A 25,361-nucleotide genomic window follows, 5' to 3' on the forward strand; every position below is an offset into this window, starting at 1 on the left:
CACCCCCTGATTTTTCACATTATCCTATAAGACCCTTTATTATTAATTCAGTTGCTTCTTCCTCACTTAATCCCTTTGCCATCAACGTTTGAAGTTGATTTGCATTGACACGACCTATGGAAGCCTCATGGGTTAATTCCGCTAACTCATTCAGCACCTTCAAAACAGGGACAGTGCTCACATCGACTCCTTCACCTTTTGTTATCTCTTCACATTTTACATGACCTTTTGAATAATCCCCAATTCCATAAGCCTCATTCACAACTCTAACCTTGGACTGATCTAACGCAACAACAACTGTCTTTGCGATGCCATTGGCATGAGAACCAATTAAATCGAGTTTTTCTCTTATCAAAACTTCATCTGACTTACTTGCCTTTATCTTTGCCGATAGATCTGCCACGGCGTTTTTTTGAACTTCAGCCGATGCGTCAAGACGCAATTTACCAATCCTTGTTTTGGTCAATGTAAAGTTGTTCACAAAGAGTCCATTTTCTTCTACGATAACCCTCGTGGTTGTGTTTAAAGTTATTGAACCTGTATTAGAGTGATAATGCTCATCGGCATAGTACATCTTTGCATTTTTTCCTACATGGACTAATGCCAATGCATCATGGGTGAATTCCTCTACCCATGGAAATGTACAATGAGCCACGAATCTCACCTGTGAATTATCTCCAACCTCTATTTCAAAGATAACACGTTGGAGACCTCTTTTTTCAACAAATCCCGTACAGATATGCACAGGAGTATGAATCACTGTGTTCTTCTCTATCAATATCTTTGCCTTAACTCCATTGTCGATTTTTTCTGGAAAGATTCGTATACCTTCAAGCCCATTGAGACCTATTACTCTATCTCCACTTATTATCAGAGAGGCTACTCTTCTGTCCAAAAACTTAGAAACATCTCCACCGGCTTTTTCATAAGCCTTTTTCAGTAATTCAAATTCTCTTTTTTGATCAATTGTACTTATCATATTCTCACTTCCTCAGTGGTAGGAATGTTTGCATGTGAACAACTATCGCATTTGTTTTTATAATACTCTATGATCTTATCGGGCGAGCCTTGAGCGAGAATAGAGCCGTTGCACAGTAGGTAGGCTTCTTGCGATATCTTTGCGATTTCCTCTCTGTGTGTGATGACAATAACCGTTCCTTTGTTTTTTACAATGTATTCAATCACTTTCTCGATCATCGACAAAGACATTATGTCAATACCAGAATCAGGTTCGTCCAAGATTGCATAGCGTGGATTCAGAAGTAAAACAGAAGCGAGTTCAACTCTTTTTCTTTCCCCCCCACTCAGAAGTCCATCGACCATCCTGTGCTTGTAAAGTTCTGGTGATAATCCCACAAGATCAAGAGCAAAATCGATTTGATCATTCGAGATTTTCAATTTTCCACCGAGTGTCAAATACTGTTCCACAGTCAGCCCTTGAAATCTGACTGGTTCTTGCCACAATAGTGTCAAACCCTTTTTGGCTTTGTCTGTTATAGAAAGATTGGTTATATCTTCACCATCGAGTAAAATCTTACCTGTTGATGGTTTATAATCATTTATTCCCATTATGAGATATGCAAGAGACGATTTCCCCGCACCATTAGTCCCAAGAATGGTGTATACCTTACCCTTTTGGAAAACTATATTTACGTTTTTCAAGATATACCTGTTGTTTCTGATAAAACTTATATTCTCTAAAATAAGCAACCGCACCATCTCCTCAATTTAAATTGTACATGGTGCGGTTTACATTTATATTAGACTTTTTAAGTCTAAATTGTTTCAAAGGTCAATCTAAGATGATAAATGGACCTTCCTGTTTGAAATCACCTCTGAACTTTTCTTCATTTAATGATAAATGAGAATCCAAGTCATAATACGTGAACGCACCTGTACCGGCAGCCAAATGGATACTCTGTCTGATCCCAAGGCTGCTCTCACCCATACAACCAATCATCAATTTTATATTTGCCGCTTGGGCTATTTGTATGATCGCCAGGGCATCGCTCAGCCCTGATTTCATGAGTTTGATATTTATTACATCTACTGCCTCTTCTTTTATAACATTCAATGCGTCGTATTTTGTGAAAACACTTTCATCGGCTGCCACTGGATACGGACTGTTCCATCTGACAAATTTCAGCCCATCGATATCGTACCTGAAAACAGGTTGCTCGAAGACATCGACGTTAACAGATTCATGATAGAGCGCTTGAATAAACTCCACGGCTTCCTTTGGTGAAAATCCTTGATTGGCGTCGACTACAAAACTCGCGTCTGGTGCGATTTCTTTGGATCTAACAACTCTCTCTATATCTGTTTTGACGTCTCTACCAACCTTTATTTTTATCTTTTTGAAGCCTTCTTTGTAAATTCTTTCAACCTTAGCTAATGTGGTCTTCAGATCTTCTATACCAACTGTTTTGTCGGTCTCAAGTCTATCCTTAGCACCACCGAAGAATTGATATGGTTTTATCCTGTATCTTTTGCAAAATGCATCTATTATGGCAAATTCAACCGCTGCTTTGATCGCTGGTGTCGCTCTTAGATTTTGAAGTGAATTGAACAGGATATGATATTTTTCAACATCTTTTCCCACTAAGATATCCTTTACCGTGGATTCCATTTTTTCAAGCATCTGAGGCGTCTCACCAGAAATGACAAACAACGCCGAAGCCTCACCCCAACCCTCCGTACCATCTTCGAGCCTCACACAAACTTCGACATTTTCCTGTTCCTCGTGAGTGCCAAGCGAAATTGTGAATGGTTCAAAGTACTGGTAAAAAACCCTTTTAAAAGAAATCGACTTGATTTTCACAAAGCCACCTCCAGTTTTGATATGATTTTTGAAAGTTGTTTTTCATCAAAAGGATCAAAAACAAAATAACCGTCAAGTTTATAATCTCTATCCAAACAAGAAACACCCAACACCTCTGATCCTACCAGCTGTTGAATCAACTGTATCTCCTTAACAGGATCTGGTACCAGAGGAAAGTCTTCAAAAAATTCAAATTTCTTCCTTCGAGGTTCATGTACCATGACCACATATTGTGGCATACATCCATATATTAGACCAAGTGTCACCTGACCATACGCAAGATGTCTCAAAGCACCTTGTCCTTCGATGAAAACGATACGATTTCCCTTCTGTTCGAGCTTAAGAATGAGTCCTTCCACAACGCCAGGTACGAAATCTGCAGCCAATGCGTCTATTGCGACTCCTTCATCGGCCCCTATCATAATACCAGTTTGACCTGTTGCAAGAAAAGCAGCTGGAAGATTTCTTTTTAAAGCCGCTTCCCACAATTGAATTGCGGTTGTTCTCTTGCCAGTAGCGCAATCCGTGCCAAGGACACAAACGCGCAAAATTTTCGATTTCAGAATCTGTCCATTGAAGATTCTCAATTTTCCATCATAATGTCTGACATCTATTATTCGGCTTTTGGTTAATTTAGAAGCACTCAGAAATGGTTCTATTTCAGAAAGCCTAAGGTGTAACCCCGAAACTACATCAAGTCCATACTCAATCGCTTTGAGAATGTGTCTCACAAGTTCATCGGGTAGATAACCCCCGACATTTGATATACCTATTACCAAAACTCTCGCACCCAATCGGACTGCCTTATCAACATCGTTTACAATTGGAACATTGAATCTCACCGGCGATACAAAGTCACTGATTTGTTTTCCTTCTTGTTCGGCTATGACACAAACCGGTTTTAGAACTCTACTGTGTCTTAATAGACCATAGGTTGTCTTTGCCAAAGAAGTTCCAAGTTGACCCCATGATAGAATTGCAGCGGGAGTCCCGGGTTCGAAAAACTGACTTATGTGCAAGATTCCACCTCCTTTTTATTAGATATTTTATAGATGATAACACTCAACGGTACATTGTTGTTTTTTCGAAGTTCTGACGATAATACTAAAGGAGGATTTCGATGGATGGTATTGTGGTTGATAGATTTGGAAAATGGGTGAAAATAAGGACCGAGAAGGGCGAGACAGTCGTTAAGATGAACAAAAAATTGCCCGAGATAGGTGAATTGGTAAGGATAACCGATCATCCATCCAATCTCAAGGTTTATGTCGCAGAAAAAGTCTTTGAAGCACCAGAGGTTTTGCCTCCCTTGCAACAACTCCAACCGCTTTTGCGAAACATAGATAAGCCCAGAGGGAATTTGGATATACCGTTTCTTGCGAAACTCGCTGAGCAAGTCGAAAGGCGTGTGGGACAACTCCAGAGTGATTTTTTTGATCAATTAGGTCTGTACTATAAAAAAGGTGAGATCAACGAGAATATGGAAACTTTTGGTTTGTGGCTCATGACAGTTTCACATCCATATACATTTAAAAGTCTACCAGACCTTGAAAAGCCGATTCACATATTCATGGATAGAAATTCAAAAAAATTCAGAGTAGATTTCGTGAGAGATTCTAAAACGATGACCATCGATGGGGTCATCATCGCAGATCAGATTGCTGTAAATATGTCTGGTTTCAGAGCCAATCAAGAACAGATCCAACATTTGAGAGATTCTTTGAACACATACTTCAAAAGTGTCTTGATAAACACAGGGGGGTTGAGAAATGGATTATACGCATAAGCTGGCAGTCGCACTTGGTTATGATCCAGAGAAATTTAACGCCCCTTTTGTGATAGCCAAGGGAAAGGGAGAAATCGCTGAAAAAATCATCAATGAGGCTGAGAAGTCCGGTGTTCCAATAGTTTCATCTCCAGCCCTTGTCAGGAAGTTGTACAAACTCCAACTACTTGAAGAAATACCCGACGATCTGTACGTTGCCGTTGCACAGATACTCGTTTTCATACAGAATTTATGACTTGCGTTCCCTGATTTTTTCAAGAGTTTGCTTTAAAACCTCAAGTTCTTGCGCGGCTTTTTTCAAGATTCTGTCCTTTTTTTGAATATTCTCATTGAGTTCATCGATGATTCTTGAAATCTTTTTATCCCTTATCTTTACTTTATCAGCTGAGCCTTCTGCAAGTTTTTCAAGTGACTTTCTGATCGAAACCAGTTTCGATCTATAATGATCCTGAAAAAGGACTAATAAAATCGTCAAACCAACGCAGACACATAAAACAAATGGTATGAATATCTTCCACAGGATATTTTCCATATAAATAAAGGTAGTCACAGAAAATCCATAAACAGGATTGACACTGCTAAAAGCGAGGACATCGTAACCTCTGTATTTTGTTTTGAACACTTTGTTGGTCTCTTGAATTGTCATAATACCATAGAGTCTCTCGCCAATATTCACAACTTCTGAGGCAGCAATGATTCTTCCCGCTGTGTCTGTCACAAAATACATTGTGGGTATAGATAGATCAGTCAGAGAAACTAAAGCACTCTGCACTCCTTGTTCTTTGCGTATGCAGACAACGATCTTTTTCAAATTCTCATCGTAAAGAAAGAGTCCTCCGATCTTTTTCGCCAATTCAACATAATCAGCAGGCACTCGATTCGAGATATCGAAGGAAGCCTCAATCTTTTTCAAGATTTGTGATTCTATTAATTTGTTGGCTACTTGTACAAGCAAAATGCTGTTTTTTTCAACAGCTTCGGTGAATTCATATTTGATCAATAACATCGGCAGTAATAAACAGAAAGTCAGGATCAGGAAAATCAAGAGTATCCTCACGAATCTTCCAACCATTTTCCCATTACCACCAGATCTACATATTCATTGTCAATGAAAACCGCTTTTTTCTTGACACCTTCTACTTCAAAACCAAATTTCTTGTAAAGTGCCATAGCTCTGTTGTTGTTCGACATCACTTCTAATTGGATCTTCTTGAATCCTTTTTGTTTTGCGATCTTCAGGCACTCTTCCATAAGACTACTTCCGATACCTTTACCCCAAAACTGCTTTCGCACGCTTATACCCAACTCCCCTTTGTGCATAATCCTCCTTCTACTTGAACCAGAGAGAGTTATCATCCCAATTATTTGATTATTGTACTCAGCTACCAAAAAAATCCTTCGTGAGTCACCCAGATAAAGAGCGATCATCCTTCTTTGGTCAATTATATCTTCAACTTCATCTGGGCATGTTAAAAGAAATTTCGATTCACTGGAGACTTCCCTTTTGAAAGATACCAATTGAGCCGCATCGGATAAACGTACTTGTCTAATCAAAACGCCTTCCACATCATCAAATCCTTTCGAAGAATTTATCGAGTTCTCTGAATTCTATGGAATAAATTATTGGACGACCGTGCGGACAGGCAGTGATCTTTTTATCAAAGATTTGTTGAACAAGGAAGATGGCTTGTTCATTATCAAGCCTATCTTTGGTTCTCAATGCATTTTTACATGCCATGTCAGCTATAATCTTTCGCATGACTTCCTCAAAGCTCTGAAGATCTATTAATTTCATCTCATCAATACTTTGTATCAGAAACTCTTTGAGATCTCCTTGATTCAACCATTTCGGAATTCTATTGACAATTATCTTCCCAGCTTGAATTTGATAATCAAACCCTATTTTCTTCAAAAGATCTGTTCTCTCGAGAACATCAAGTTCACTCTTTCTAAGTGGTATTTCAATATTCATGAGTAAATCTATTGTTGGCATGCGATCAATACAAGACATTATTTCATCGTATATGAGCCTCTCATGTGCCGCGTGAAAATCAACAACGAGCAAAGCCTCTGTTGTCTCAACGATTATGTACCTTCCTCTCACAATACCAATTATGTTAAAATTCAAGGGTTCAAGGAAATAACCAGTGCGCGCTGTACTGTGTTCGGAAATTTGTACATCTGTACTGTTTCTGTAAGTATCAACAGGCTCAGATAGTTTATGGTCCGTTGCTTTAGAAGAAGGAATGACCACTGGAATTTTACGCACGACAACTTTTTCAAAGAGTCCTTTCACTGAATCTCGGATGAATTTGAAGACCTTCTCTTCGTCGGAAAATTTCACTTCCAATTTCTGAGGGTGTATATTCACATCGACATCTTTTGGGGGAACATCCAAATTCAGAACAACCAGTGGATGTTCCTTTTGGTTTAGAAAATCGCTGTATGCCGAATAAATAGCGCTTTGTACAATAGAACTGACCACATACCTACCGTTCACGTAGGTGAATAAAGATCTTTTATTTCTAAAAAAAGGTGGTTTGGTTACACAGCCGGATAATCTCATTCCATGTTGTTCTACGTCTAAAGAGATCAGAGAATCCCGTGGCACATCTTTGAAAAGAACCTTGACGCGTTCAATCAAGGTTGATGGCACAAAATTATACACGATTTGTTGATCTCTCAACAGAATGAAGGCTATATGTGGATGTGAAAGACAGAATCTTTCAAATGTTTCCGTTGCCATTCTACCTTCGACGGCAGATGACTTTAGAAATTTCCTCCTCGCAGGCACATTGAAGAACAGATCCTTTACAACGACAACCGTACCCTTTTGACAGGCATTGGGTTTTTCATATATCAAATTTCCTGCCACGATTTCGACTTCATGACCCACCTGCGATCGGTCGGTTCTCGAAGTTATCTTGGTCTTGCTCACCTGACAGATAGAATAAAGGGCTTCACCACGAAAGCCAAAAGACCTGAGTAGATAGATGTCTTCGAAATTCGAAATCTTGCTTGTTGCATGAGGCTCAAAGCAAGACAGTAAATCATCTCTGTCCATTCCTTCACCGTTGTCTTGGACTTTTATTTCATCTTTTCCACCATTCAATAACTCAACGACAATTCTCGTTGCTCCAGCGTCTATTGAGTTTTCGACCAATTCTTTAACTACGGAATGCGTACCGGTAACAACCTCTCCGGCAGCAATTCTCGAAACAACAGAAGGATCGAGTTTCTTAATCTTCACGTAACCACACCTCACTTAATAATGATAACTCATCGCAGTATAAAAACAATATAAGAAAGAGGTGATCGATTTGAATCGTAAATCAAATTCGGCGATCAAATTCATCATTTTGATGGGTTTTGTGAGCCTTTTTTCTGATATTGTCTATGAAGGAGCTAGGAGTATATCAGGACCATACCTCGGTCTTCTCGGTGCAAGTGCTACCGCCATTTCTTTAACTGCTGGACTTGGTGAATTCATAGGTTATGCCTTCAGACTCGTGAGCGGTTATTTTGCAGATAAAACAAAACGTTATTGGCTATTGACTTTTCTTGGTTATTTAATGAATCTATTAGCGATTCCTACCTTGGCACTCGTTGGGAAATGGCAGTTAGCCGTTTTACTTTTAATAGCTGAAAGATTCGGTAAAGCTATCAGAAAGCCCGCAAGGGATACAATGATGTCCTTTGCAGTGAAACAAGTCGGGGCTGGTTGGGGATTTGGATTGGAAGAAGCTTTGGATCAAATTGGTGCCGTAACGGGTCCGGTGATTTTGTCTGTCGCTCTGGCTCTGAAGAGTGGTGGAGAAATTCTGAGATACAAATTTGCCTTCTCGCTGTTGCTCGTGCCTGCATTGATTTCTTTATTGTTGCTGACAATTGGCCGAGTATTGTTTCCGACACCGAGTGATTTTGAAAAAAACACCCCTGTGAAGTCAACTCATGTGGTGAATAAAAGTTTTCGTTGGTATCTTATAGCGATCTCATTCATTGCCGCGGGTTTTGCTGATTTTCCATTGATAGCCTATCATTTCAGCAAGATCAACTTGATGAGCTCCTCTTTGATCCCATTATTTTATTCGATCGCAATGGGAATCGATGCCGTTGCAGCGGTCGTATTCGGTAGACTCTTTGATAAACGTGGTTTGATAGTTCTAATAATCTCTTCGTCACTCGGTGCATTTTTTGCACCACTCATCTTCCTGACAAAAAATTTGTTTGCGATAGTTCTTGGAGTGTGTTTGTGGGGCATTGGAATAGGCGCTCAAGAATCTATCTTGAAGGCAGTTGTAGCAAATCTGATACCTGTTGAAAAACGTGGTACAGCCTATGGGATCTTCAACACGGTTTTTGGTTTTGCCTGGTTCCTTGGTAGTTTGTTGATGGGTGTTTTGTATGACATATCGTTAGTTTTACTCGTGATCTTCTCGGTTTTGATGGAACTACTTTCAATCGTGATGATTATTTTCATGAACAGATCAAGTCAGTGATTGGAAAGAACGATTTTTATGAACTTGAGTACGTCCTTTGGCACATTCTTTTTATCGAGCGGTGATTGAAGAAATCTGTAAAGCCATTCGAGGTGGAGTTTTTGAATAAACCTTGGAGCCCTTTTCTTAAAACCGGATATTACATCGAATGAACCACCAACACCCATCGCATAAACAGCATTTATCTTTGAAAAATTCTCACTGATCCACAGTTCCTGTTTTGGCACTCCCATACCAACGAAAATCAGGTTGGCACCGCTTGAATTAATAACCTTCAACGGCTCGTTATCTACAAAGTAACCGTGATGATACCCGCAGATGATGTTGTTGAATCGTTTATTGAGATTCTCCGCCGCCTTAGCAACGACCTCTGGTCTTGCGCCGAGTAAAAACACTTTCCATTTTCGCTGTTCGGCGATTTTGCACAATTCAATCATCGTGTCTATGCCAGTTATCCTTTGAGAGTTCTTCTTGTGAATTTTCTTGATAGCCCAAACAACCCCTATCCCATCTGGAAAGATCAAGTCTGCTTTTTGAACTGCTTTTCTATAAAGATCATCCTCGAAGGCTTTAACCATGATTGAAGCATTTGCTGTGACAACAAAAGTTTTTGTTCCATCTGAGATTCGCTGGATTAATAAATCAAGAAGCTCTTGTTTTTCTGCTATTGTGACAGGCAGGTCAAAAAGCCAAACTACTTCCAACTAAAAACCTCCATTACAAAATATTAAGGCCGGCTTTGCGGCCTTCTGGTGCCGAGGGCGGGACTTGAACCCGCACGGGAGTAACCCACATGATCCTGAGTCATGCGCGTCTGCCATTTCCGCCACCTCGGCAACTTTTCGTCCTTTATGATACCACAAGGCTGGGTTTTAATCAAGAATCGTCCATTGAATGATCCGAAAAATATCCATGACATAATAAAATGGGATGAAACTGCGAAAAAGCTACCAATAGGGATAAACGATTACTGTCACAGTTTGTAGACAACTATCACATAAGTCACAATCTACAATGTTATAATTATACCTGGTGGTCAAATGAAAAAAGATGATATAAAAAATATTCTGAAAGCACTTTTTGATGAACCCCTCTCCTCTAAGGATCTACTTGTTGACAGAGAAAAAGAAATAGATTCCCTCAATATGGTGTGTTCATTCCAACCGGCGGGAATTTATGGTGTGTGCGGCGAAACGGGTGTCGGAAAAACAACTGTGTTGAATTTCATTAAGCCCGATGAAGGAGAAAGGATTTATCTGAAGCTCACAGAAAAGCAGAGCAAAGAGATAATAATTGCCGATATGCTTTACAAACTCGCTGCGGAAGTGAAGAAAAGCAAAGCCACAGAGCTTTTGAAAATTGCAAAGCAAGCGATTGATTTCGTTGTCGAAGAAAGAAGTGAAACCAGTTCTCTTGGAGCAGCTGGAGGGGTTTTTGTAACAGGGAATCTTTCTAAGAGTACGACTCGCACAAAGAAATTCAATATTTATCAAGCTTATGAATTGTTTGATAAACTCCTTGAGGCTCTATTGAGAAAATACAATAAAGTTGTTCTGCTCATAGATGAACTCGATAAAGAAAAGAAAGAAGAAGTGCTTGTAATTCTCGATTCGCTCAAAGCTGTTTTTGGTAAAAACGGATTAGTGGTAATACTTTCTTTGCCATTTGCAATATACAGGGAATATGTGAGAGACAGATTGAGATGGAACGAATCTGGAAATTTAGAGAATATATTGAAAGATACATTTTTTATAGAGCCACTTGATGATGAACAAATACAGCAAATGATCTCAAAAAGGTTGATAGCTTATCCAGACTATTTCGACGGCGATGCCCTTTATGAAATAGCGAGATACAGTGATGGGAACCCGAGAGATGCCCTTTGGATTTCTCAACAGATCGTTCAGAGTAATCTCGATAACGAAAGAATAACAGGACAAATAGCAAGAGAAACTATTAAAAAGATAGTCAAAAGATATTTTGGAAGTTCCTGGGAATTAACAGACCTTCAGAAAAAAGTGCTTCGTATTGTGGCAGATCATCAGGGGAGCAGGAATAACATAGTAAAAGAGCTTGAGAAAAGAAATGTAAAAAGGCAAACTGCCTATACTTATATAAACCGTCTAAAGGAAGACGGATTGATAATTGAAAGAGATGAAAAATTAATGGTTTCTGGAAAGATCTTCTATTTGATCTCATCCTGATCTGTCACAACTGTCACAGTTTGTAGACAGCTGTCACACAAGTCACATCTCTGAAAAAGTGCCCATGGCATAATAAAATGGGGTGAAACTGTGAAGAAATTACCGATAGGTATAAACGACTACAAACAGATCATAGAGGGTAATTACATATACGTAGACAAGACAAGATACCTGCATGAAATGGCAACTACGGGGATATATTATTTTCTCTCACGACCAAGGAGATTTGGGAAGAGTTTAACGGTCAGCACATTTTATTATCTATTCACAGGAGAAAAAGAACTGTTCAAAGACACATGGATATACAACAACTGGGATTGGGAGAAAGAGAGATATCCTGTTGTTGTATTGGACATGAACAGATTAAACACGAGTGATATAGGGAGTATGAGGAAAAGGCTTGAGATGATTTTAGAAGAACATGCTGAAATATATGGCATAGTACTTCAGGATGACACCATAGATGGGAAATTCGAACAGTTGATAAAAAAGGCACATGAGAAGGTTAAAAAGCCTGTAGTTTTACTGATAGACGAATATGAGAAGCCGATATTAGATCACATAACAAACAAGGCAAAGATAGAAGAGATGAGGAATGAACTAAGGCAATTTTATGGGAAGATAAAGAGTCTTGGTAGTTCACTGAGATTTGTATTTATAACAGGCATAACCAAATTCACAAAGATGGGTGTATTCAGTGCGTTGAATAATCTCACAGATATCACTTTCAGTGAATTTTATTCGCAGATGCTTGGATATACACAACAAGAAATAGAACATTATTTCAGTGAACACATAACAAAAGTGAGCAGAGAAATGAAAATGACAGAAAAAGAATACCTTGGAACCTTGAAAAGCTATTATGATGGTTTTTCTTTTGATGGCCTTCATCATGTATACAATCCCTATGCTGTATTACTTGCGTTGTACAACAAAAAATTTGCTTCATACTGGAACGAATCTGGAGCTCCACAGTTCATTTTCGAATATTTCAAAACTCACAAAGTTACAAGAGATGATCTGGTAGGGAAAATAGTTCCTGAAAGTGATTTTACTGACAAAGAAATAGAAGATACATCACCTGTTATCTTTCTAACTCAAGCGGGATATTTAACACTAACAAAGAGAGTATCACCAGATCCCAAGCAAGGACCGATGTACATACTGGGTATACCCAATATAGATGTAGAGGCAGGGTTAGATAAAGTATTGTTAGAAGCGAGATATGGCATGGATACAAGTGAAATAAACCAAAAGATATACATAATACGTGAATCAATGGCAAAAGAAGACGTAGAGCAATTGATGGGGGCGATACAATCAGCATTAGCAGAGATAAGTTATGATGTTATTGAAAGGATAAAACGATCAGGGAAAGAAGATAAAATAACCCAGCTTGAATCATTTTACCAGACATATATAAAGACCTTACTTGGTGTCGCTGGGTACAAAGTGATAGAAGAACAGATAGCGAATACGGGAAGGGCAGACTTAGTGGTGAAAACCAACGGTACAGTGTACATATTCGAATTAAAAATAGACCAACCTGCGAGCAAAGCGATAGAACAGATAAAGCAAAAAAGATATTATGAATCATACAGATACAAAAGATGTTATTTGGTGGGTATAAGTATCTCAAGTGAAGAAAGAAATATAAAAGAATGGAAATATGAAAAAGTCTGAGGAGTAAATTTTTGCTTCGTGTTAAGATAGACATGAAATTCTGTGCATAGAAGGTGATGTTAAATGAAACTCAAAGAGATGATTTTCATAGTGGAGGAAGATCCAGAGGGTGGATATAACGCCAGAGCTTTAGATTATAGTATTTTTACCGAAGCAGACACCTTAGAAACGCTCAAAGAGAACATAAAAGACGCTATAAATTGCCATTTTGATAAAATTGATGACAGACCAGATATTATTCGACTCCACATTGTAAGAGAAGAAACATTTACATATGGCTAAACTTCCACGAAACCTTTCAGGTAGAGAGCTTGCCAAATTACTCAATGGGTATGGTTATGAGATAACAAGAAAGAGCGGCAGTCATCTGAGATTGTCCTCAAATATTATGGGTTATGAACATAGAATCACCATTCCAGATCATTCTTATCTCAAAATAGGTACCTTAAATAACATATTAAAAGACATAGCAGAATATCTGAAAATCTCCAAAGAGCGTTTGATAAATGAACTTTTTAGCAAATGAAACTCGTTGTGCGTTCCTTTGGCAAAAATAAGGTCGGAGGAGGTTTAAAGTGAAAAAGCTACCGATAGGTATAAACGACTACAAACAGATCATAGAGGGTAATTACATATACGTAGACAAGACAAGATACCTGCATGAAATGGCAACTACGGGGATATATTATTTTCTCTCACGACCAAGGAGATTTGGGAAGAGTTTAACGGTCAGCACATTTTATTATCTATTCACAGGAGAAAAAGAACTGTTCAAAGACACATGGATATACAACAACTGGGATTGGGAGAAAGAGAGATATCCTGTTGTTGTATTGGACATGAACAAAATAGACAGTACAGATCTTGAGACATTGAGAGAGAGTATTCAGATGATGTTATTAGATTATTCCAAGGAGTACGGTATAGAATTTCAGACCAAAACGGTATCGAACAGGATACAGGAATTGATAAAAAACATTCACTTAAAGACATCAAAGCCTGTAGTTTTACTGATAGACGAATATGAGAAGCCGATATTGGATCACATAACAAACAAGGCAAAGATAGAGGAGATGAGGAATGAACTAAGGCAATTTTATGGGAAGATAAAGAGTCTTGGCAGTTCGCTGAGATTTGTATTCATAACAGGCATAACCAAATTCACAAAGATGGGTGTATTCAGTGCGTTGAATAACTTAGAAGATATCTCCTACTATGAAAAATTTTCACAAATGTTTGGATATACACAAGAAGAGATTGAAAAATATTTTCATGATTACACAGACAATTACCTTAGAAAAAATCACATGACAAAAGAAGAATTTTTCGAACGACTTGAAAACTACTACAATGGTTTTTCCTTCGATGGCAAACACAAAGTATACAATCCATTTGCAGTATTGCTATTTTACAAGAGTGGAGAATTTGCAGAGTATTGGCATGAGAGTGGTGCACCACAATTTCTGTATGACTATTTCATAAACAAGAAGGTAGATTTAAACGAGATACTAAAAGACGGTGAAGTAGAGAAGAGTGAATTATCCAAGAGAGAAATAGAAGAGACGACACCGAAAGTTTTCTTGATACAATCTGGGTATTTGACCTTTGAACAGATTATAGAACAAGGCAGGTACAAAATAGATTTTCCCAATATAGATGTGAAAAAATCGATAGGTAGCATGTTATTAGAGATAAATTACCAGATAAGTGATGAAAAAAAGAGGCAGATATCGGCACAGATAGAAAAGGCGATAAAGGAAGAAGATATAGACAGATTGATTGAAGTATTTAAAACAGTGATATCAGGGATGAGCTACAGGATAACAGGTGAGATAGAAAGGCATGTGAAAGAAGAGAGAGTGAAGAACTTAGAGATGTATTATCAATCACTGGTATATTGTATACTTGCTGCATCTGGGTACAATGTAGAGACAGAAGTAGAGACTGGTGGTGGGAGGATAGACATAATACTCAAGACCGATGGTACGGTATACATATTCGAATTAAAAATAGATCAACCTGCGAGCAAAGCGATAGAACAGATAAGGCAAAAAAGATATCATGAATCATACAAATACAAAAGATGTTATCTGGTGGGTATAAGTATCTCAAGTGAAGAAAGGAATATAAAAGAGTGGAAATATGAAAAAGTTTAAAAGGTGTTTGACTTTTGTTGTTCCATCCAATATAATTTTTTTGGAGTACAAATACAGGAGGCATTGCTTTGAAAATCGTGGTTTTGGCTGGGGGAAGCGGAGAGAGATTTTGGCCACTTTCTACCCTTCAAACACCAAAGCAGTTTTTAAAGTTATTCGAAGGAAAAACATTATTAAGGCAAACCTTTGAAAGACTTTCCTATAAAGCCAATCCCAATGATATATACATTGTCACAAACAAAGTCTATAAGCAAGCCACATATTCAGAACTTCCCGAGATACCAAGACAAAACATATTGCTCGAACCATCAAAAAAAAAACACCGCACCTGCATGTGTTTTTGCAAGTTTGAATCTTCCAGAAGATGAAACAATCTTTATAGTTCCATCAGACCACTACATATCTCAAATTGATAAATTTTGGCAGTGTGTTGAAACGGCTCAGAAGTTTATTGAAAATCACGAAGGTATAATCACCTTTGGTATAGTCCCCACACGTGTTGAAACTGCATATGGTTATATCCAGTCAAATGAACGGATAGAAAGCAACATCTTTAGAGTCATTAAATTTCACGAAAAGCCTGATCATGATACAGCTTTGCTATATATACAAAAAGGCAATTACTTTTGGAACAGTGGCATGTTCATGTACAAAAATGAATACTTCATTGAACAGATGAAAAAACATTCCCCGCAGGTGATCGAACCGTTTTTGCGTTGCACAGATATAGAAAGTATTTATCAAAAAGTACCATCTATAAGTATAGACTATGCATTGATGGAAAAAACAGACCAGATCTATATGGTAAAGGCAGATTTTATTTGGTCTGATGTTGGAAACTTCAAATCACTCAAAGATCTTGGAACACAAAATTCGAACTACACAGTACTCGAAAACAGTGAAAATGTGTTTGTTAAAACCACAAAACCAACCATAGTGATAGGTGTTGATAACTTAGTAATAGTGGAAAGCGAAAATGGGATATTAGTGTGTGACATGGATCAATTGGATAAACTGAGAAACGCATTGAAAAAACTGGATCAAAAATAGACTTGGGGAGATTTTGATGAAAACAATGCGTTTATTTCTCTTAGATTATGCAATACTGTGGTTTTTAAACTGGCTTTTGACAAAGGCTGTGTTTACCTCTTTGGTCTTTGCCTCGATCAGCTGCACTTCACTTTTTGCCTTCAGAGTCTATGAAACTGAGCACCTTGAAAGCATCAACGAACAAATCGTAAGAACCTTTATCGCCTTGATATTTTCAAACGCCGTGAAATACATTTTCTATCCAGTGTTTAAGAAATCCTTGACATTCGATTATATCTACATTCACATCTTTCTTGGCACAATCTCTGTAGTTTTAGCTAACTGGCTATTCAATTCTGTCTTCAAAACAAGGATAAAACCAAAAAAATACATAGTCATAGGTCGTGAGAAAGAAATAGGTCATATCTTAGATGAAATCACTCGAAAAACACGCGGTGAATACCAGTTTGTTCAATACATCAACCCTTCACCGACAACTCTGAAAGAGAAGATAAAGACGTACGACCATGTGCTTGTTGCAAACTACGAACTGTACAAGCACGTAGATTATCTGCTTGAAAACAGCACGGCTAAAATCGAATACCTTTCAGAACTTGCAGAGAGAGTGTTAAGAAGGATCCCACTTGAAGTGATTGAGAATTTCAAAGAATACTACGAACTTGAGTTCCAAAAGGCAAAAGAATCACCGATGAAAAGAATTATCGACATACTTGGAGGGATAGTGGGGTTGATAATAAGCCTACCAATCATGCTGTTCTTTGGAATTTGGATACTTATTGAAGATGGCTGGCCGGTATTCTTCAAACATCTACGTGTTGGGAAGAATGGGAGGTATTTCCAATTTGTAAAGCTCCGTTCGTTAAAGCAAGAAGGTTTTGACCCGAGCAATCCAAATGGCACGATTCAAACAAGGATGTTAAAAATTGGAAAAATAATAAGACCTCTAAGAATAGACGAGCTACCGCAATTCTGGCTGGTGTTAAAAGGTGAGATGAGCCTGGTTGGGCCAAGGCCAGAGATGGTGGAGTATCATAGGGTATATTCAAATCGGATTCCATATTATCAATACAGACTAAGGCTAAAACCAGGTATAACCGGCTGGGCACAGATAAATTATCAACACACGACAACGCTTGAAGAGTACAAAAAAAAGACGGAGTATGATCTGTACTACATAAAGAACAGAAGCACAATTATGGATTTAAGGATAATTCTTCAAACAATTGAAGCTATATTCTGGAGAAGGGGTGCGAGGTAATGCATCACTGCCTCTGTCGCTCAGAATATATTTAATGCGAGGTGCAATACATGTTTGGAATAAGTGTAGTTATACCTGCACATAATTCAGAGAAATATTTAGGAAAATGTATAGATTCTGTGACCCGCAACACCTTTCAAGATTCTGAAATTGTCGTTATCGAGAACGGTTCAAGCGATCGGACTTTACATGTGGCAAAGGAATGTCTTTCTAAGATGCTCCCTGCGGAAAGATATAAAATAATATCGATTCCAGAAGGGAATGTATCAAAAGCAAGAAACGAGGGTATAAAAGCTTCTAATGGGAAATATCTCTTCTTTTTAGATTCCGATGACTATATTTCACCCGAAACATTGGGTTCATTGTACAAAGCTGCCGAGGAAAATCGTGCCGATATTACATACTGTCCTTTTGATAGAATCCTACAAAGCGACACAGAATGTAGAAAACTATCGTATGAAAAACTATATAAATCACACAAAGCAATAATATCTGGTGTAGAATTTCTGAAGGATTTTTTAAAAGGAAGGAAATGGTTATGTACAGGCAATAACATTATCAGACGTGATCTTATAAATAATGGAAAAATTTGGTTTCCAGAAGAGTTTCATGGTGGCGAAGATCAATACTTTTATATGGAAATCCTTTTGCACGCAAAGAAAGTTGTTTTTAGTCCCAGCGGTCGAATGTTTTACGTACAGCGTACGAGTGGAAGCTTAGCGGCTTCTGATAAAGTCCTGGATTCTTTGAAAGCTTACGAGCTATTTACCCAAGAGGTCGAAAATGACAAATACTTTTTGGATCGCAGGAGCAAAGATGAGATTTTGAATTTAATCCGTCGTTTCAAGCTACCATATCTCTATGTACGAGCATTTTACAGATTATCTAAGATTATGACATACGATGAGATGGCTACAGTCATGAGAGCAAAAAGAGGAACGTTCAAAAAGATGCCTTTACCCCTTCCGGTGTCGTCCAAGTTGTGGTTTCCAACATTTGTTGGATATGTAATGTTGAGGTATTTTCCAAAGTTATTTTATATTATGTCAAACAGATTATGATAGATTATTGCAGAACATCGATTTGTGGTACATTAAACAAAGTTTCTTAAAAAAGGTGTTTAAGATTTTATGATACCTTTTCAATAAAAAACTATGCGAGCTAAAACACTTCGCATTTAACGCTTGCAGAGTAAGACGCTTTTTAAAAACAATAAAGCTTAAGGAGTGATAAGACACCTTGTTTGCAGCTATATATGTTTTACTTCATCTTATAATTACGACATATATGTTGATGAAGAAAAAAATGGATGGCTTTATATTGTTCCTTTTATCCGCTCTAACTTTTATTTTGTTGTTTCTCAAGCCAGATACATTTGATATACTAAACTACACCGATGCTGTAGGGTATGTCTCATATTTTACATTTGAGCCTTTATTTTCAATTACGCTAATGGTCTTGAGAAACTTCCTGTCACCGCGACTGACAATATGGGTTGTTCAATTTGTTATACTCATAATATCTTACTTAATTGTTAGTATAACTACTAAATCTGCGGGAGAAAATGATATCGCATCAATAGTGAAGTATTTCATACTTGTAGTGCTTATGCCAGGTTTCCTCCTTGGCTTTTCAAACGCTCTCCGCCAATGTTTGGCTGGATTACTTATGATTCTATCCATTCAATATCTTGTTAGAAAAAAGTACTCTCTTTCCTTTCTTCTTTTCTTCCTGGGAATAATGTTTCACTTTTCGCTTATTTTTGTTGTGCCGTTATTGTTTTTAGCTGTTATCTTAAACAAGTGCCAGGTTCGTGGTATACCCTATACGCGAGTAAATGGCATCACTATTAGGGCTAGATTTTCTATCCCTTTTACATTTTTCCTTATTTCGATACCGTACATGCTGATTTTCTTAATTTTTCCATCAACTACTTCAATCTTTCTTTCTACAGATTATGGATTCTATTTTAATGCTCTTTTTATCGAAGGACGCCAACCGCTTTATCTGAAGATTATCTTCGTTATTACCTCATATGTTGGCTCGTTGGTTTTTGCCAAGTTTAGATTTGAGCGATTCAACGTAAGTAAGATTGATATACATCACGAGAACCAAGAATTCTTAGTGTTAACAAACAACTTAAGGTTAATTCTTTTGACAGTTTCTGTCCTCTTCATCACAGATCCACTTTGGTGGGAAGCAGGATCGCGTGTACTTTACTATTACTACGTAGTAGAAATGTTTTGGATGGTAAAGGCTTTCCAAATGGGTTATCTATATTCTCCATTATGGGCTTTCTTTGTAAATACGTTTGCAATGAATGTATGGAACATATTGAACGGTTAACAGTAGATCATTAGGAGGTGAAGTGTTGAGAAAGAGGATGCTATTGATAAGTGGAATTGTTGGACCAGTCACTGGAAGTAATCAGTCCTTTAGGAATACTGTTATCGGTTATCTTAACAGTGATTGGCAAATTGTACACCTTTGTTTCTTTTCACGCAAAAATCGAAGATATCAACTTGAGGATCTTCTTGGTTTCAAAAATTACAGATTTCGTGGCATACCTCTAATTTTAGAAAAGCTAGCTGTGTTGGTAAAAACCATCTCCAAGATCGGTTTAAAGAAGCAAAGAAAAGAAAATTTTCAACTAGATGCCTCGCATCAAACTTTCCGACGTGAAAGATTTCTGAATGAAGTAAGATCGTTAAACTTAATCTTTTTTATCGTCTACAGCCTATTCGAAACTGTTCGTGGGATTTTGATTGCAGCTTTTTTCAAACCAGATATTGTTTACGCGTACGAAGTGTATTCAGTGATTCCGGCGTTATTTATAAGCAAGCTCTTTCGTATACCATTTGTTAAACGCTTTCAAGGTGTCTATGCGGCGCATGAATACGAATTAAAAAGTTATAGATACTTTCCCTTCAAAATTGCGTACAGTGTTGCCTCTGATTTGGCAATCATTACTAATGATGGGACTGGGGGGAACAAACTTCTTACACAACTCGGTTTTCCAAGAAATAGAATAATTTTCCTTTTAAATGGAATTGATGAGAGAGTATTATCATTCGAGTGCAAGAACGTACTTAGAGATGATGTATTGAAACGGCATTCACTACCAACTGATTCAAAAATTTTGACAACCTTCAACAGAGCATATCCTGCAAAGAGAGTTGACAGAGCTGTTTATCTCTTGAAATCATTACGCGACAAGGGTATACCAGTATTTCTAATTTGGGCCGGTGCTAATGGACCTCTGGAAGAGCAAATCATCGAATACTCTAAGATGTTAAATGTTCATAATTTTCTCAGGTACCTAGGACCTATTCCATATGAAGAGGTTCTAAAATTATTGTGCATTTCAGACCTAAACTTAATTCTTAATGATGAGGCCAACTTGGGGAACCAGATTTTAGAAGCTGCATGGCTTGGTGTTCCTACTTTGGCTACTGACGATGGTACTAACTCTAGAATAATCGCAACTCCTAATATTGTCTATGTTAAACCAGAGGAGTTTGAAATTCAGGGGCCTATCAAAGCAATTGAAATTCTTGAAAAAAATATTAGTGAGAGACATGTAAGACCTACTACTCTTTATTCTTGGAAGCGGAGAATGGAAGTTGAGATAAAACTTATTGAGAAATTGTTAAGTCGAGGAAGAGCAAGAATGAAATGAAATAAGGTCTTATTTCAGTAAACAAAGGAGGGTTCTGGTTCGTGAAGTTGATCTCTCTCGTTGGTGCACGTCCGCAATTTATCAAAGAAGCCATACTCCACAAAGAATTCTCAAAAGTTGGAATAAAAGAAATCCTTGTCCACTCAGGCCAGCATTACGATTTCAACATGTCAGATATATTTTTTCAAGTGCTTGACATTCGAAAGCCAGATTATTATCTCAATGTTGGTTCAGGAATGCATGGAGAGATGACTGGAAAGATAATGATTGAATTTGAAAAGATCGTTTTGAAAGAAAAGCCAGACATAATAATTGTCTACGGAGACACGAACACAACACTTGCAGGTGCAATAGTTGGGGCAAAACTAAAGATACCAGTAGCGCATGTTGAAGCAGGAATAAGGCAAAAGCCGAAAGATATGCCTGAAGAGATAAACAGAGTGCTGACTGATCATGTTTCAACTTTACTTTTTTGTCCAAGTGTGTTGGCTGTAGAGAACTTGAAAAGAGAAGGGATAAGTGAAGGAGTATATTTTGTGGGTGATGTGATGTACGATTTGTTTTTGGAAATGAAACCATTGTTTAGATACGATATATACAAAAACTTGAACTTAAAAGAAAATGAGTTTATCGTATGCACGTTGCACAGAGATTTCAACACAGATATACCAGAAAGACTAAAAAATATACTACTTCAATTGGTGGAGATATCCAAAAAACTTCCAGTAGTCTTTCCAATACATCCAAGGACGATGAAAAGGATAAAGGAGTTTGGTTTTGAAGGATTAATTGATGATATTTTTGTGACAGAACCAATAGATTATTTAAACATGATGGGTTTGATTGAAAAGAGTAAATGTGTAATAACAGACTCAGGGGGATTACAGAAAGAAGCATATTGGAGTGGTAAAAGATCTATTGTAGTCATGCCAGATACAGGTTGGAGAGAACTTGTTGAGGTAGGATGGAACATATTGAGTGAGCCAGGAGATTTGACAGAAAAGTTTGAATTACTTATGAAACCAACTGATTATCCAGAAAATCTTTATGGGGATGGACAAGCTGGAAGGAAAATTGTTGAATTGATTGTTTGATATAACAGCATCTGATGGAAATTCAAATGACACATAAATACCATGCATAAAAGGTTTACAGGTTATTAAGAAAAACAGTAAGATATTATCTTTTCAAGTTAATCGATCTTTGATTGAACAAAACAAAAGCCCCCTTCAAAAGGGGGCTTTTTCTATTCATATGAATATTGGTCTAAGATTTCATCTTCTACAAGATATAGTTGTATTTTTCTATCTTTTAAAAACGTGAATGGACTTTCACTACTCCATGGTGCATATTCTCCATTTAGCATTGATTTTAATTTATACCTCATCACTGTTTCTAAGTATAATTCAAAAGATCCTTTTTCAGGCTGCCATGTGTTGTATACATAGATAAATAAATACTGTATTGTTTGGTATAGGTCATTCCATGAATCTATTCTGTAGCAGTATTTATTCCAGTACTCTGTGCAGATCTTTTTCAGAAAAGGTTGAAACTTTTCAAAGTACTCTTCAAAAGAGGAGGGTTGACCCCTCCTCCTTTTCATGCCGCCTCTTTTTTCCATAGAGTTTGGTTTAGAAAATCTACTAAGTTATCTATCATGAAATCCAGTACATAATCAAGGACGACATCTGGTATAGGCAGCCTTATGTTGAAATCACTTAGAAAATCAAAGACCATCTGTTTAACTTCTTCTTTCTTTTTCACTCCATCCTTGGGCCTTTCTACAAGAAACACTCCCAAAGCCACAATTCTACCTATGATCTGAAAAACTTCAAAGAAATTCATTTAACCACTTCCTCAGAGTAGGTTGAAGAACTCATTGGAATTTGTTTCTACTATCGCTGCTCTATCTTTTACATAACCAGTTGGTATAGCTCCAAGTGTTATGAGTGCATCCATTGCTTGAGAAACTTGTTGACTTGTTAGATCTTCTTTTGGTGATTGGATGGTTATCCTTCTTCTTTTACCTTCTTGCTGGTTTACAAAATCAAGAAACAGTCTTTTCATTCATCACACCTCCTTACATAACTTGTGTGGTGACTATCAAATAAACTTCTTGAACGGTGTAGTTTGTAAGATCCCCTATAACCTGAGCGATCTGCAAAGCCTTTGAAGGATCAACAGAATCTTCTACATCGATGTTGTTTCTGCGCAAGATAGGACGGCCTGTCTGTGACAGTTCACCTGTGTTGTAAACGATTCTGAGTTGTTTCACCATAACACCTCCTTAAAATTTTGGGAGCACCCGGGTATTTCTCCCAATATATAGTATACGGATGTATATATTTAACAAAATGACCTTGCCTATGAAAACAACGATAAAAGAATCGTTTTTCTAAGATAAACTCTTTATTCAAGCCTATCTTGAAACTTAGTTGAATCTAATGAAAAACAAGATATGATTGTTCTTTATTCATGAGTATTAAAGTGACTGTACCAGTTTAGTTAAAATGGCATGTTATTGAAGATAACAAACGAACCCTTCAACAATTCTCACATTTGACAAAAACATAGATTTTCATGTGATAGAATTTTTTGGAAAGATCTTATGGATTTTCTAATTAGGGGGTAAATATGAAGATTTTGATTATCACCAATTTTGCTCCTACACTTTCTTTTGTGATAAAATCTTACCGATAGTAAGTAGTAACTGTCTGACATGCGTTAGTAATGGCAACTGAGTAAGTTATTTGGTAGAACGAATGATGAGAAGTTAATTTCGAAATATACGGGCTGGAAAAACTATGGAAATCTTTAGTTTAGGTGTGCTTAAGTTTTGGTTTTAAATACAAATTGTTACAAACATTACAAATGACTACGAGGGACTAAGAAATATACTACTTCAATTGACAGAAATATTGAAAAGGCTTCTGGTTGTTTTTACAATACATCCAAGAGTGATGAAAAGAGTGAGGAAATTTACCTTCCAGGAATTGGTTAAAGAGTTTGTTGTATTAGAACCGTTAGATTATTTAATTATGATAGGGTTAATGGAAAAGAGTAAGTTGGGAGTTGCGGAAAGAAGTATATTGGTGTGGTAAAAAATCGATTAGTGAACCGAAGGAGGCTAATAATGTTTCTTCACCTGATAACGGATAGTATATATACTCAGAAATACATTGACTTCGTAGAAAGACAATTTGAAAAGTACAACAACAAATACATTTTTATTCACAGCCATTCGTTAGAGCCTATGAAATACGTTAATAGCAACAAAGTGGAAAGTTTCCGATTATTAAATCCCATAGAATTCAAAAATCTTATCGATGTTTTAAAAAAGTCAGACTATATTTTTATCCATGGTCTTTTTGATATCAAAATCATATCGCTTTTTAATATATTTTCACGTTTTGCAAGAAAAGCTTCTTGGGTCCTTTGGGGCGGCGATCTATATAATTACTGGTTGAATGATAAGCATGGTTTGAAAGCAAGGTTCATAGAATTTTTAAAGAGAAGGTTAATCAAACGATTACACAGTGTAATTTGTTTTCTAGAAGAAGACTATAAATTCTTGAAAGAAAAGTATAAAACAAATGCTGTTTATAAATACGCATTCTATCCAAATCCTGTGGATTTTGAGACTATTGATCAATTGATGGAGGATAACCATGATAATTCTGTTAGAAAGCTCTTGATCGGAAATTCTGCTTCAGAGACGAATAATCACTTTGAAGCTTTTAAAATTATCAAAGAATTAGACATTCAGGACTTTCAAATTATATGTCCACTTTCTTATGGTGATATGGAATATGCAAAAAAGGTCGAAAGATACGGTAGAGAACTCTTTGGAGAACGATTTATTGCTTTGATGGATTATCTTCCGCCTGTAGAGTATGCAAAGATACTCACCAGTGTTGACGTAGCAGTTTTCGCACACCGGAGGCAACAGGCGCTTGGGAACATCCTGGCGTTGCTTTATGCTGGTAAGAAAGTATATGTTAGAAGTGATATATCTACTTGGAAATTCTTGGGTAGACTCGGCATAATTGTATTTGATACAATCAAATTGTTGTCTGGTGAAGATAGAAACTTATTTGAGTATGACGAAAAAATAGGACAGAAAAACAGAGCAATTATTAAAAGAGAGCTTTCAGAAGAAAGATGCGCACAATCATGGAAAAGTATATTTGATGAATTTCAGAAAAATGCTTAACTCGCAGATGGG

At 37.2% G+C, this 25,361-nt stretch carries 28 protein-coding genes and 1 tRNA gene; 16 read left to right on the top strand and 13 right to left on the bottom strand.

Annotated elements, in window-relative coordinates:
* Positions 1 to 19: 19 nt before the first annotated feature.
* The 4 genes from TSP02S_RS03785 to TSP02S_RS03800 form a co-directional block, all read right to left on the bottom strand.
* The gene (locus TSP02S_RS03785; RefSeq protein ID WP_041082006.1) at positions 20 to 979 is read right to left on the bottom strand and encodes a SufB/SufD family protein; all 960 of its coding nucleotides are present in this window, start codon (positions 977 to 979) and stop codon (positions 20 to 22) included.
* A complete protein-coding gene (locus TSP02S_RS03790; protein WP_041082007.1) occupies positions 976 to 1,710 on the bottom strand; it encodes an ATP-binding cassette domain-containing protein in 735 nt (244 codons plus the stop codon). The genes TSP02S_RS03785 and TSP02S_RS03790 overlap by 4 nt, the downstream gene beginning before the upstream one ends.
* Positions 1,711 to 1,792: 82 nt before the next feature.
* Complete coding sequence (locus tag TSP02S_RS03795) at positions 1,793 to 2,821, bottom strand: L-Ala-D/L-Glu epimerase (protein ID WP_052465300.1); 1,029 nt, start codon at positions 2,819 to 2,821, stop codon at positions 1,793 to 1,795.
* The gene (locus TSP02S_RS03800; RefSeq protein WP_041082009.1) at positions 2,818 to 3,840 is read right to left on the bottom strand and encodes a DUF1611 domain-containing protein; all 1,023 of its coding nucleotides are present in this window, start codon (positions 3,838 to 3,840) and stop codon (positions 2,818 to 2,820) included. Before TSP02S_RS03800 ends, TSP02S_RS03795 begins: the two co-directional genes overlap by 4 nt.
* A 101-nt stretch (positions 3,841 to 3,941) precedes the next feature.
* On the opposite strand from TSP02S_RS03800, the gene TSP02S_RS03805 reads away from it, so the two are divergent.
* Positions 3,942 to 4,607, top strand: coding sequence for a hypothetical protein (locus tag TSP02S_RS03805; RefSeq protein ID WP_041082011.1), 666 nt, complete (start codon positions 3,942 to 3,944; stop codon positions 4,605 to 4,607).
* Positions 4,591 to 4,842, top strand: coding sequence for an EscU/YscU/HrcU family type III secretion system export apparatus switch protein (locus tag TSP02S_RS03810; RefSeq protein ID WP_041082013.1), 252 nt, complete (start codon positions 4,591 to 4,593; stop codon positions 4,840 to 4,842). The genes TSP02S_RS03805 and TSP02S_RS03810 overlap by 17 nt, the downstream gene beginning before the upstream one ends.
* Here TSP02S_RS03810 and TSP02S_RS03815 read toward each other — a convergent pair.
* The 3 genes from TSP02S_RS03815 to mutL are packed head-to-tail and all read right to left on the bottom strand — an operon-like array spanning position 4,837 to position 7,857.
* Positions 4,837 to 5,613, bottom strand: a complete 777-nt coding sequence (locus tag TSP02S_RS03815) for a hypothetical protein (protein WP_232503759.1) — start codon at positions 5,611 to 5,613, stop codon at positions 4,837 to 4,839. The two genes, TSP02S_RS03810 and TSP02S_RS03815, sit on opposite strands and share 6 nt — an antisense overlap.
* Positions 5,614 to 5,660: 47 nt before the next feature.
* On the bottom strand, positions 5,661 to 6,161 hold the full coding sequence (locus TSP02S_RS03820; RefSeq protein ID WP_232503760.1) for a GNAT family N-acetyltransferase: 501 nt from the start codon (positions 6,159 to 6,161) through the stop codon (positions 5,661 to 5,663).
* 16 nt (positions 6,162 to 6,177) lie between these two features.
* Positions 6,178 to 7,857 (bottom strand): DNA mismatch repair endonuclease MutL, encoded by a 1,680-nt coding sequence (gene mutL, locus TSP02S_RS03825; RefSeq protein WP_041082018.1) that lies wholly within the window; start codon positions 7,855 to 7,857, stop codon positions 6,178 to 6,180.
* Between the two features lie 61 nt (positions 7,858 to 7,918).
* Here mutL and TSP02S_RS03830 point away from each other — a divergent pair, with 61 nt between their 5' ends.
* The gene (locus TSP02S_RS03830; protein WP_408645540.1) at positions 7,919 to 9,106 is read left to right on the top strand and encodes an MFS transporter; all 1,188 of its coding nucleotides are present in this window, start codon (positions 7,919 to 7,921) and stop codon (positions 9,104 to 9,106) included.
* Here the strand turns inward: TSP02S_RS03830 and TSP02S_RS03835 are convergent.
* Both TSP02S_RS03835 and TSP02S_RS03840 read right to left on the bottom strand, forming a co-directional pair.
* Positions 9,100 to 9,810, bottom strand: coding sequence for a WecB/TagA/CpsF family glycosyltransferase (locus TSP02S_RS03835; protein WP_041082020.1), 711 nt, complete (start codon positions 9,808 to 9,810; stop codon positions 9,100 to 9,102). The two genes, TSP02S_RS03830 and TSP02S_RS03835, sit on opposite strands and share 7 nt — an antisense overlap.
* Before the next feature lie 46 nt (positions 9,811 to 9,856).
* Positions 9,857 to 9,942 (bottom strand) — tRNA-Leu (locus TSP02S_RS03840).
* A 204-nt stretch (positions 9,943 to 10,146) separates the two neighbouring features.
* Between TSP02S_RS03840 and TSP02S_RS03845 the strand changes: the two genes are divergently transcribed.
* From TSP02S_RS03845 to wecB, 12 genes are all read left to right on the top strand, one after another.
* Complete coding sequence (locus TSP02S_RS03845) at positions 10,147 to 11,310, top strand: KAP family P-loop NTPase fold protein (protein WP_041082021.1); 1,164 nt, start codon at positions 10,147 to 10,149, stop codon at positions 11,308 to 11,310.
* Between the two features lie 90 nt (positions 11,311 to 11,400).
* Positions 11,401 to 12,993, top strand: coding sequence for an ATP-binding protein (locus TSP02S_RS03850; RefSeq protein WP_041082022.1), 1,593 nt, complete (start codon positions 11,401 to 11,403; stop codon positions 12,991 to 12,993).
* Between the two features lie 63 nt (positions 12,994 to 13,056).
* Complete coding sequence (locus tag TSP02S_RS03855) at positions 13,057 to 13,275, top strand: type II toxin-antitoxin system HicB family antitoxin (RefSeq protein WP_041082024.1); 219 nt, start codon at positions 13,057 to 13,059, stop codon at positions 13,273 to 13,275.
* Entirely contained in the window at positions 13,268 to 13,519 is a 252-nt protein-coding gene (locus TSP02S_RS03860; RefSeq protein WP_041082026.1) for a type II toxin-antitoxin system HicA family toxin, read from the top strand. Before TSP02S_RS03855 ends, TSP02S_RS03860 begins: the two co-directional genes overlap by 8 nt.
* A 49-nt stretch (positions 13,520 to 13,568) precedes the next feature.
* The gene (locus TSP02S_RS03865) at positions 13,569 to 15,149 is read left to right on the top strand and encodes an ATP-binding protein (RefSeq protein ID WP_041082027.1); all 1,581 of its coding nucleotides are present in this window, start codon (positions 13,569 to 13,571) and stop codon (positions 15,147 to 15,149) included.
* Positions 15,150 to 15,226: 77 nt separating this feature from the next.
* The gene (locus TSP02S_RS11165) at positions 15,227 to 15,517 is read left to right on the top strand and encodes a sugar phosphate nucleotidyltransferase (protein ID WP_269763782.1); all 291 of its coding nucleotides are present in this window, start codon (positions 15,227 to 15,229) and stop codon (positions 15,515 to 15,517) included.
* The gene (locus tag TSP02S_RS03870; RefSeq protein WP_269763783.1) at positions 15,411 to 16,199 is read left to right on the top strand and encodes a mannose-1-phosphate guanylyltransferase; all 789 of its coding nucleotides are present in this window, start codon (positions 15,411 to 15,413) and stop codon (positions 16,197 to 16,199) included. Before TSP02S_RS11165 ends, TSP02S_RS03870 begins: the two co-directional genes overlap by 107 nt.
* Before the next feature lie 16 nt (positions 16,200 to 16,215).
* Positions 16,216 to 17,457 (top strand): sugar transferase, encoded by a 1,242-nt coding sequence (locus tag TSP02S_RS03875; protein WP_041082029.1) that lies wholly within the window; start codon positions 16,216 to 16,218, stop codon positions 17,455 to 17,457.
* A 50-nt stretch (positions 17,458 to 17,507) separates the two neighbouring features.
* Entirely contained in the window at positions 17,508 to 18,518 is a 1,011-nt protein-coding gene (locus TSP02S_RS03880; protein ID WP_041082031.1) for a glycosyltransferase family 2 protein, read from the top strand.
* Between the two features lie 244 nt (positions 18,519 to 18,762).
* Positions 18,763 to 19,803, top strand: coding sequence for an EpsG family protein (locus TSP02S_RS03885; RefSeq protein WP_232503792.1), 1,041 nt, complete (start codon positions 18,763 to 18,765; stop codon positions 19,801 to 19,803).
* Positions 19,804 to 19,828: 25 nt separating this feature from the next.
* Positions 19,829 to 21,136 carry a glycosyltransferase family 4 protein gene (locus TSP02S_RS03890; RefSeq protein ID WP_041082034.1) on the top strand — a complete coding sequence of 436 codons (1,308 nt, stop codon included), beginning with the start codon at positions 19,829 to 19,831 and terminating at the stop codon, positions 21,134 to 21,136.
* Positions 21,137 to 21,177: 41 nt separating this feature from the next.
* On the top strand, positions 21,178 to 22,230 hold the full coding sequence (gene wecB, locus TSP02S_RS03895; RefSeq protein WP_041082036.1) for a non-hydrolyzing UDP-N-acetylglucosamine 2-epimerase: 1,053 nt from the start codon (positions 21,178 to 21,180) through the stop codon (positions 22,228 to 22,230).
* A gap of 152 nt (positions 22,231 to 22,382) precedes the next feature.
* Here wecB and TSP02S_RS03900 read toward each other — a convergent pair whose 3' ends face one another.
* From TSP02S_RS03900 to TSP02S_RS03915, 4 genes are read right to left on the bottom strand one after another with little or no spacing between them, the layout of a single operon-like run.
* Complete coding sequence (locus TSP02S_RS03900; protein ID WP_171816315.1) at positions 22,383 to 22,757, bottom strand: hypothetical protein; 375 nt, start codon at positions 22,755 to 22,757, stop codon at positions 22,383 to 22,385.
* On the bottom strand, positions 22,736 to 22,981 hold the full coding sequence (locus TSP02S_RS03905) for a hypothetical protein (protein ID WP_041082040.1): 246 nt from the start codon (positions 22,979 to 22,981) through the stop codon (positions 22,736 to 22,738). Before TSP02S_RS03905 ends, TSP02S_RS03900 begins: the two co-directional genes overlap by 22 nt.
* 12 nt (positions 22,982 to 22,993) lie before the next feature.
* Positions 22,994 to 23,203, bottom strand: coding sequence for a DUF2922 domain-containing protein (locus tag TSP02S_RS03910; protein WP_041082042.1), 210 nt, complete (start codon positions 23,201 to 23,203; stop codon positions 22,994 to 22,996).
* A gap of 13 nt (positions 23,204 to 23,216) precedes the next feature.
* The gene (locus TSP02S_RS03915; RefSeq protein WP_041082043.1) at positions 23,217 to 23,411 is read right to left on the bottom strand and encodes a DUF1659 domain-containing protein; all 195 of its coding nucleotides are present in this window, start codon (positions 23,409 to 23,411) and stop codon (positions 23,217 to 23,219) included.
* 978 nt (positions 23,412 to 24,389) lie between these two features.
* On the opposite strand from TSP02S_RS03915, the gene TSP02S_RS03925 reads away from it, so the two are divergent.
* Positions 24,390 to 25,349, top strand: a complete 960-nt coding sequence (locus tag TSP02S_RS03925) for a TDP-N-acetylfucosamine:lipid II N-acetylfucosaminyltransferase (protein WP_232503793.1) — start codon at positions 24,390 to 24,392, stop codon at positions 25,347 to 25,349.
* The last annotated feature ends 12 nt before the right edge of the window (positions 25,350 to 25,361 follow it).

It is taken from the genome of Thermotoga profunda AZM34c06, from assembly GCF_000828675.1.
In the GTDB taxonomy this organism is placed as follows: Bacteria; Thermotogota; Thermotogae; order Thermotogales; family DSM-5069; genus Pseudothermotoga_B; species Pseudothermotoga_B profunda.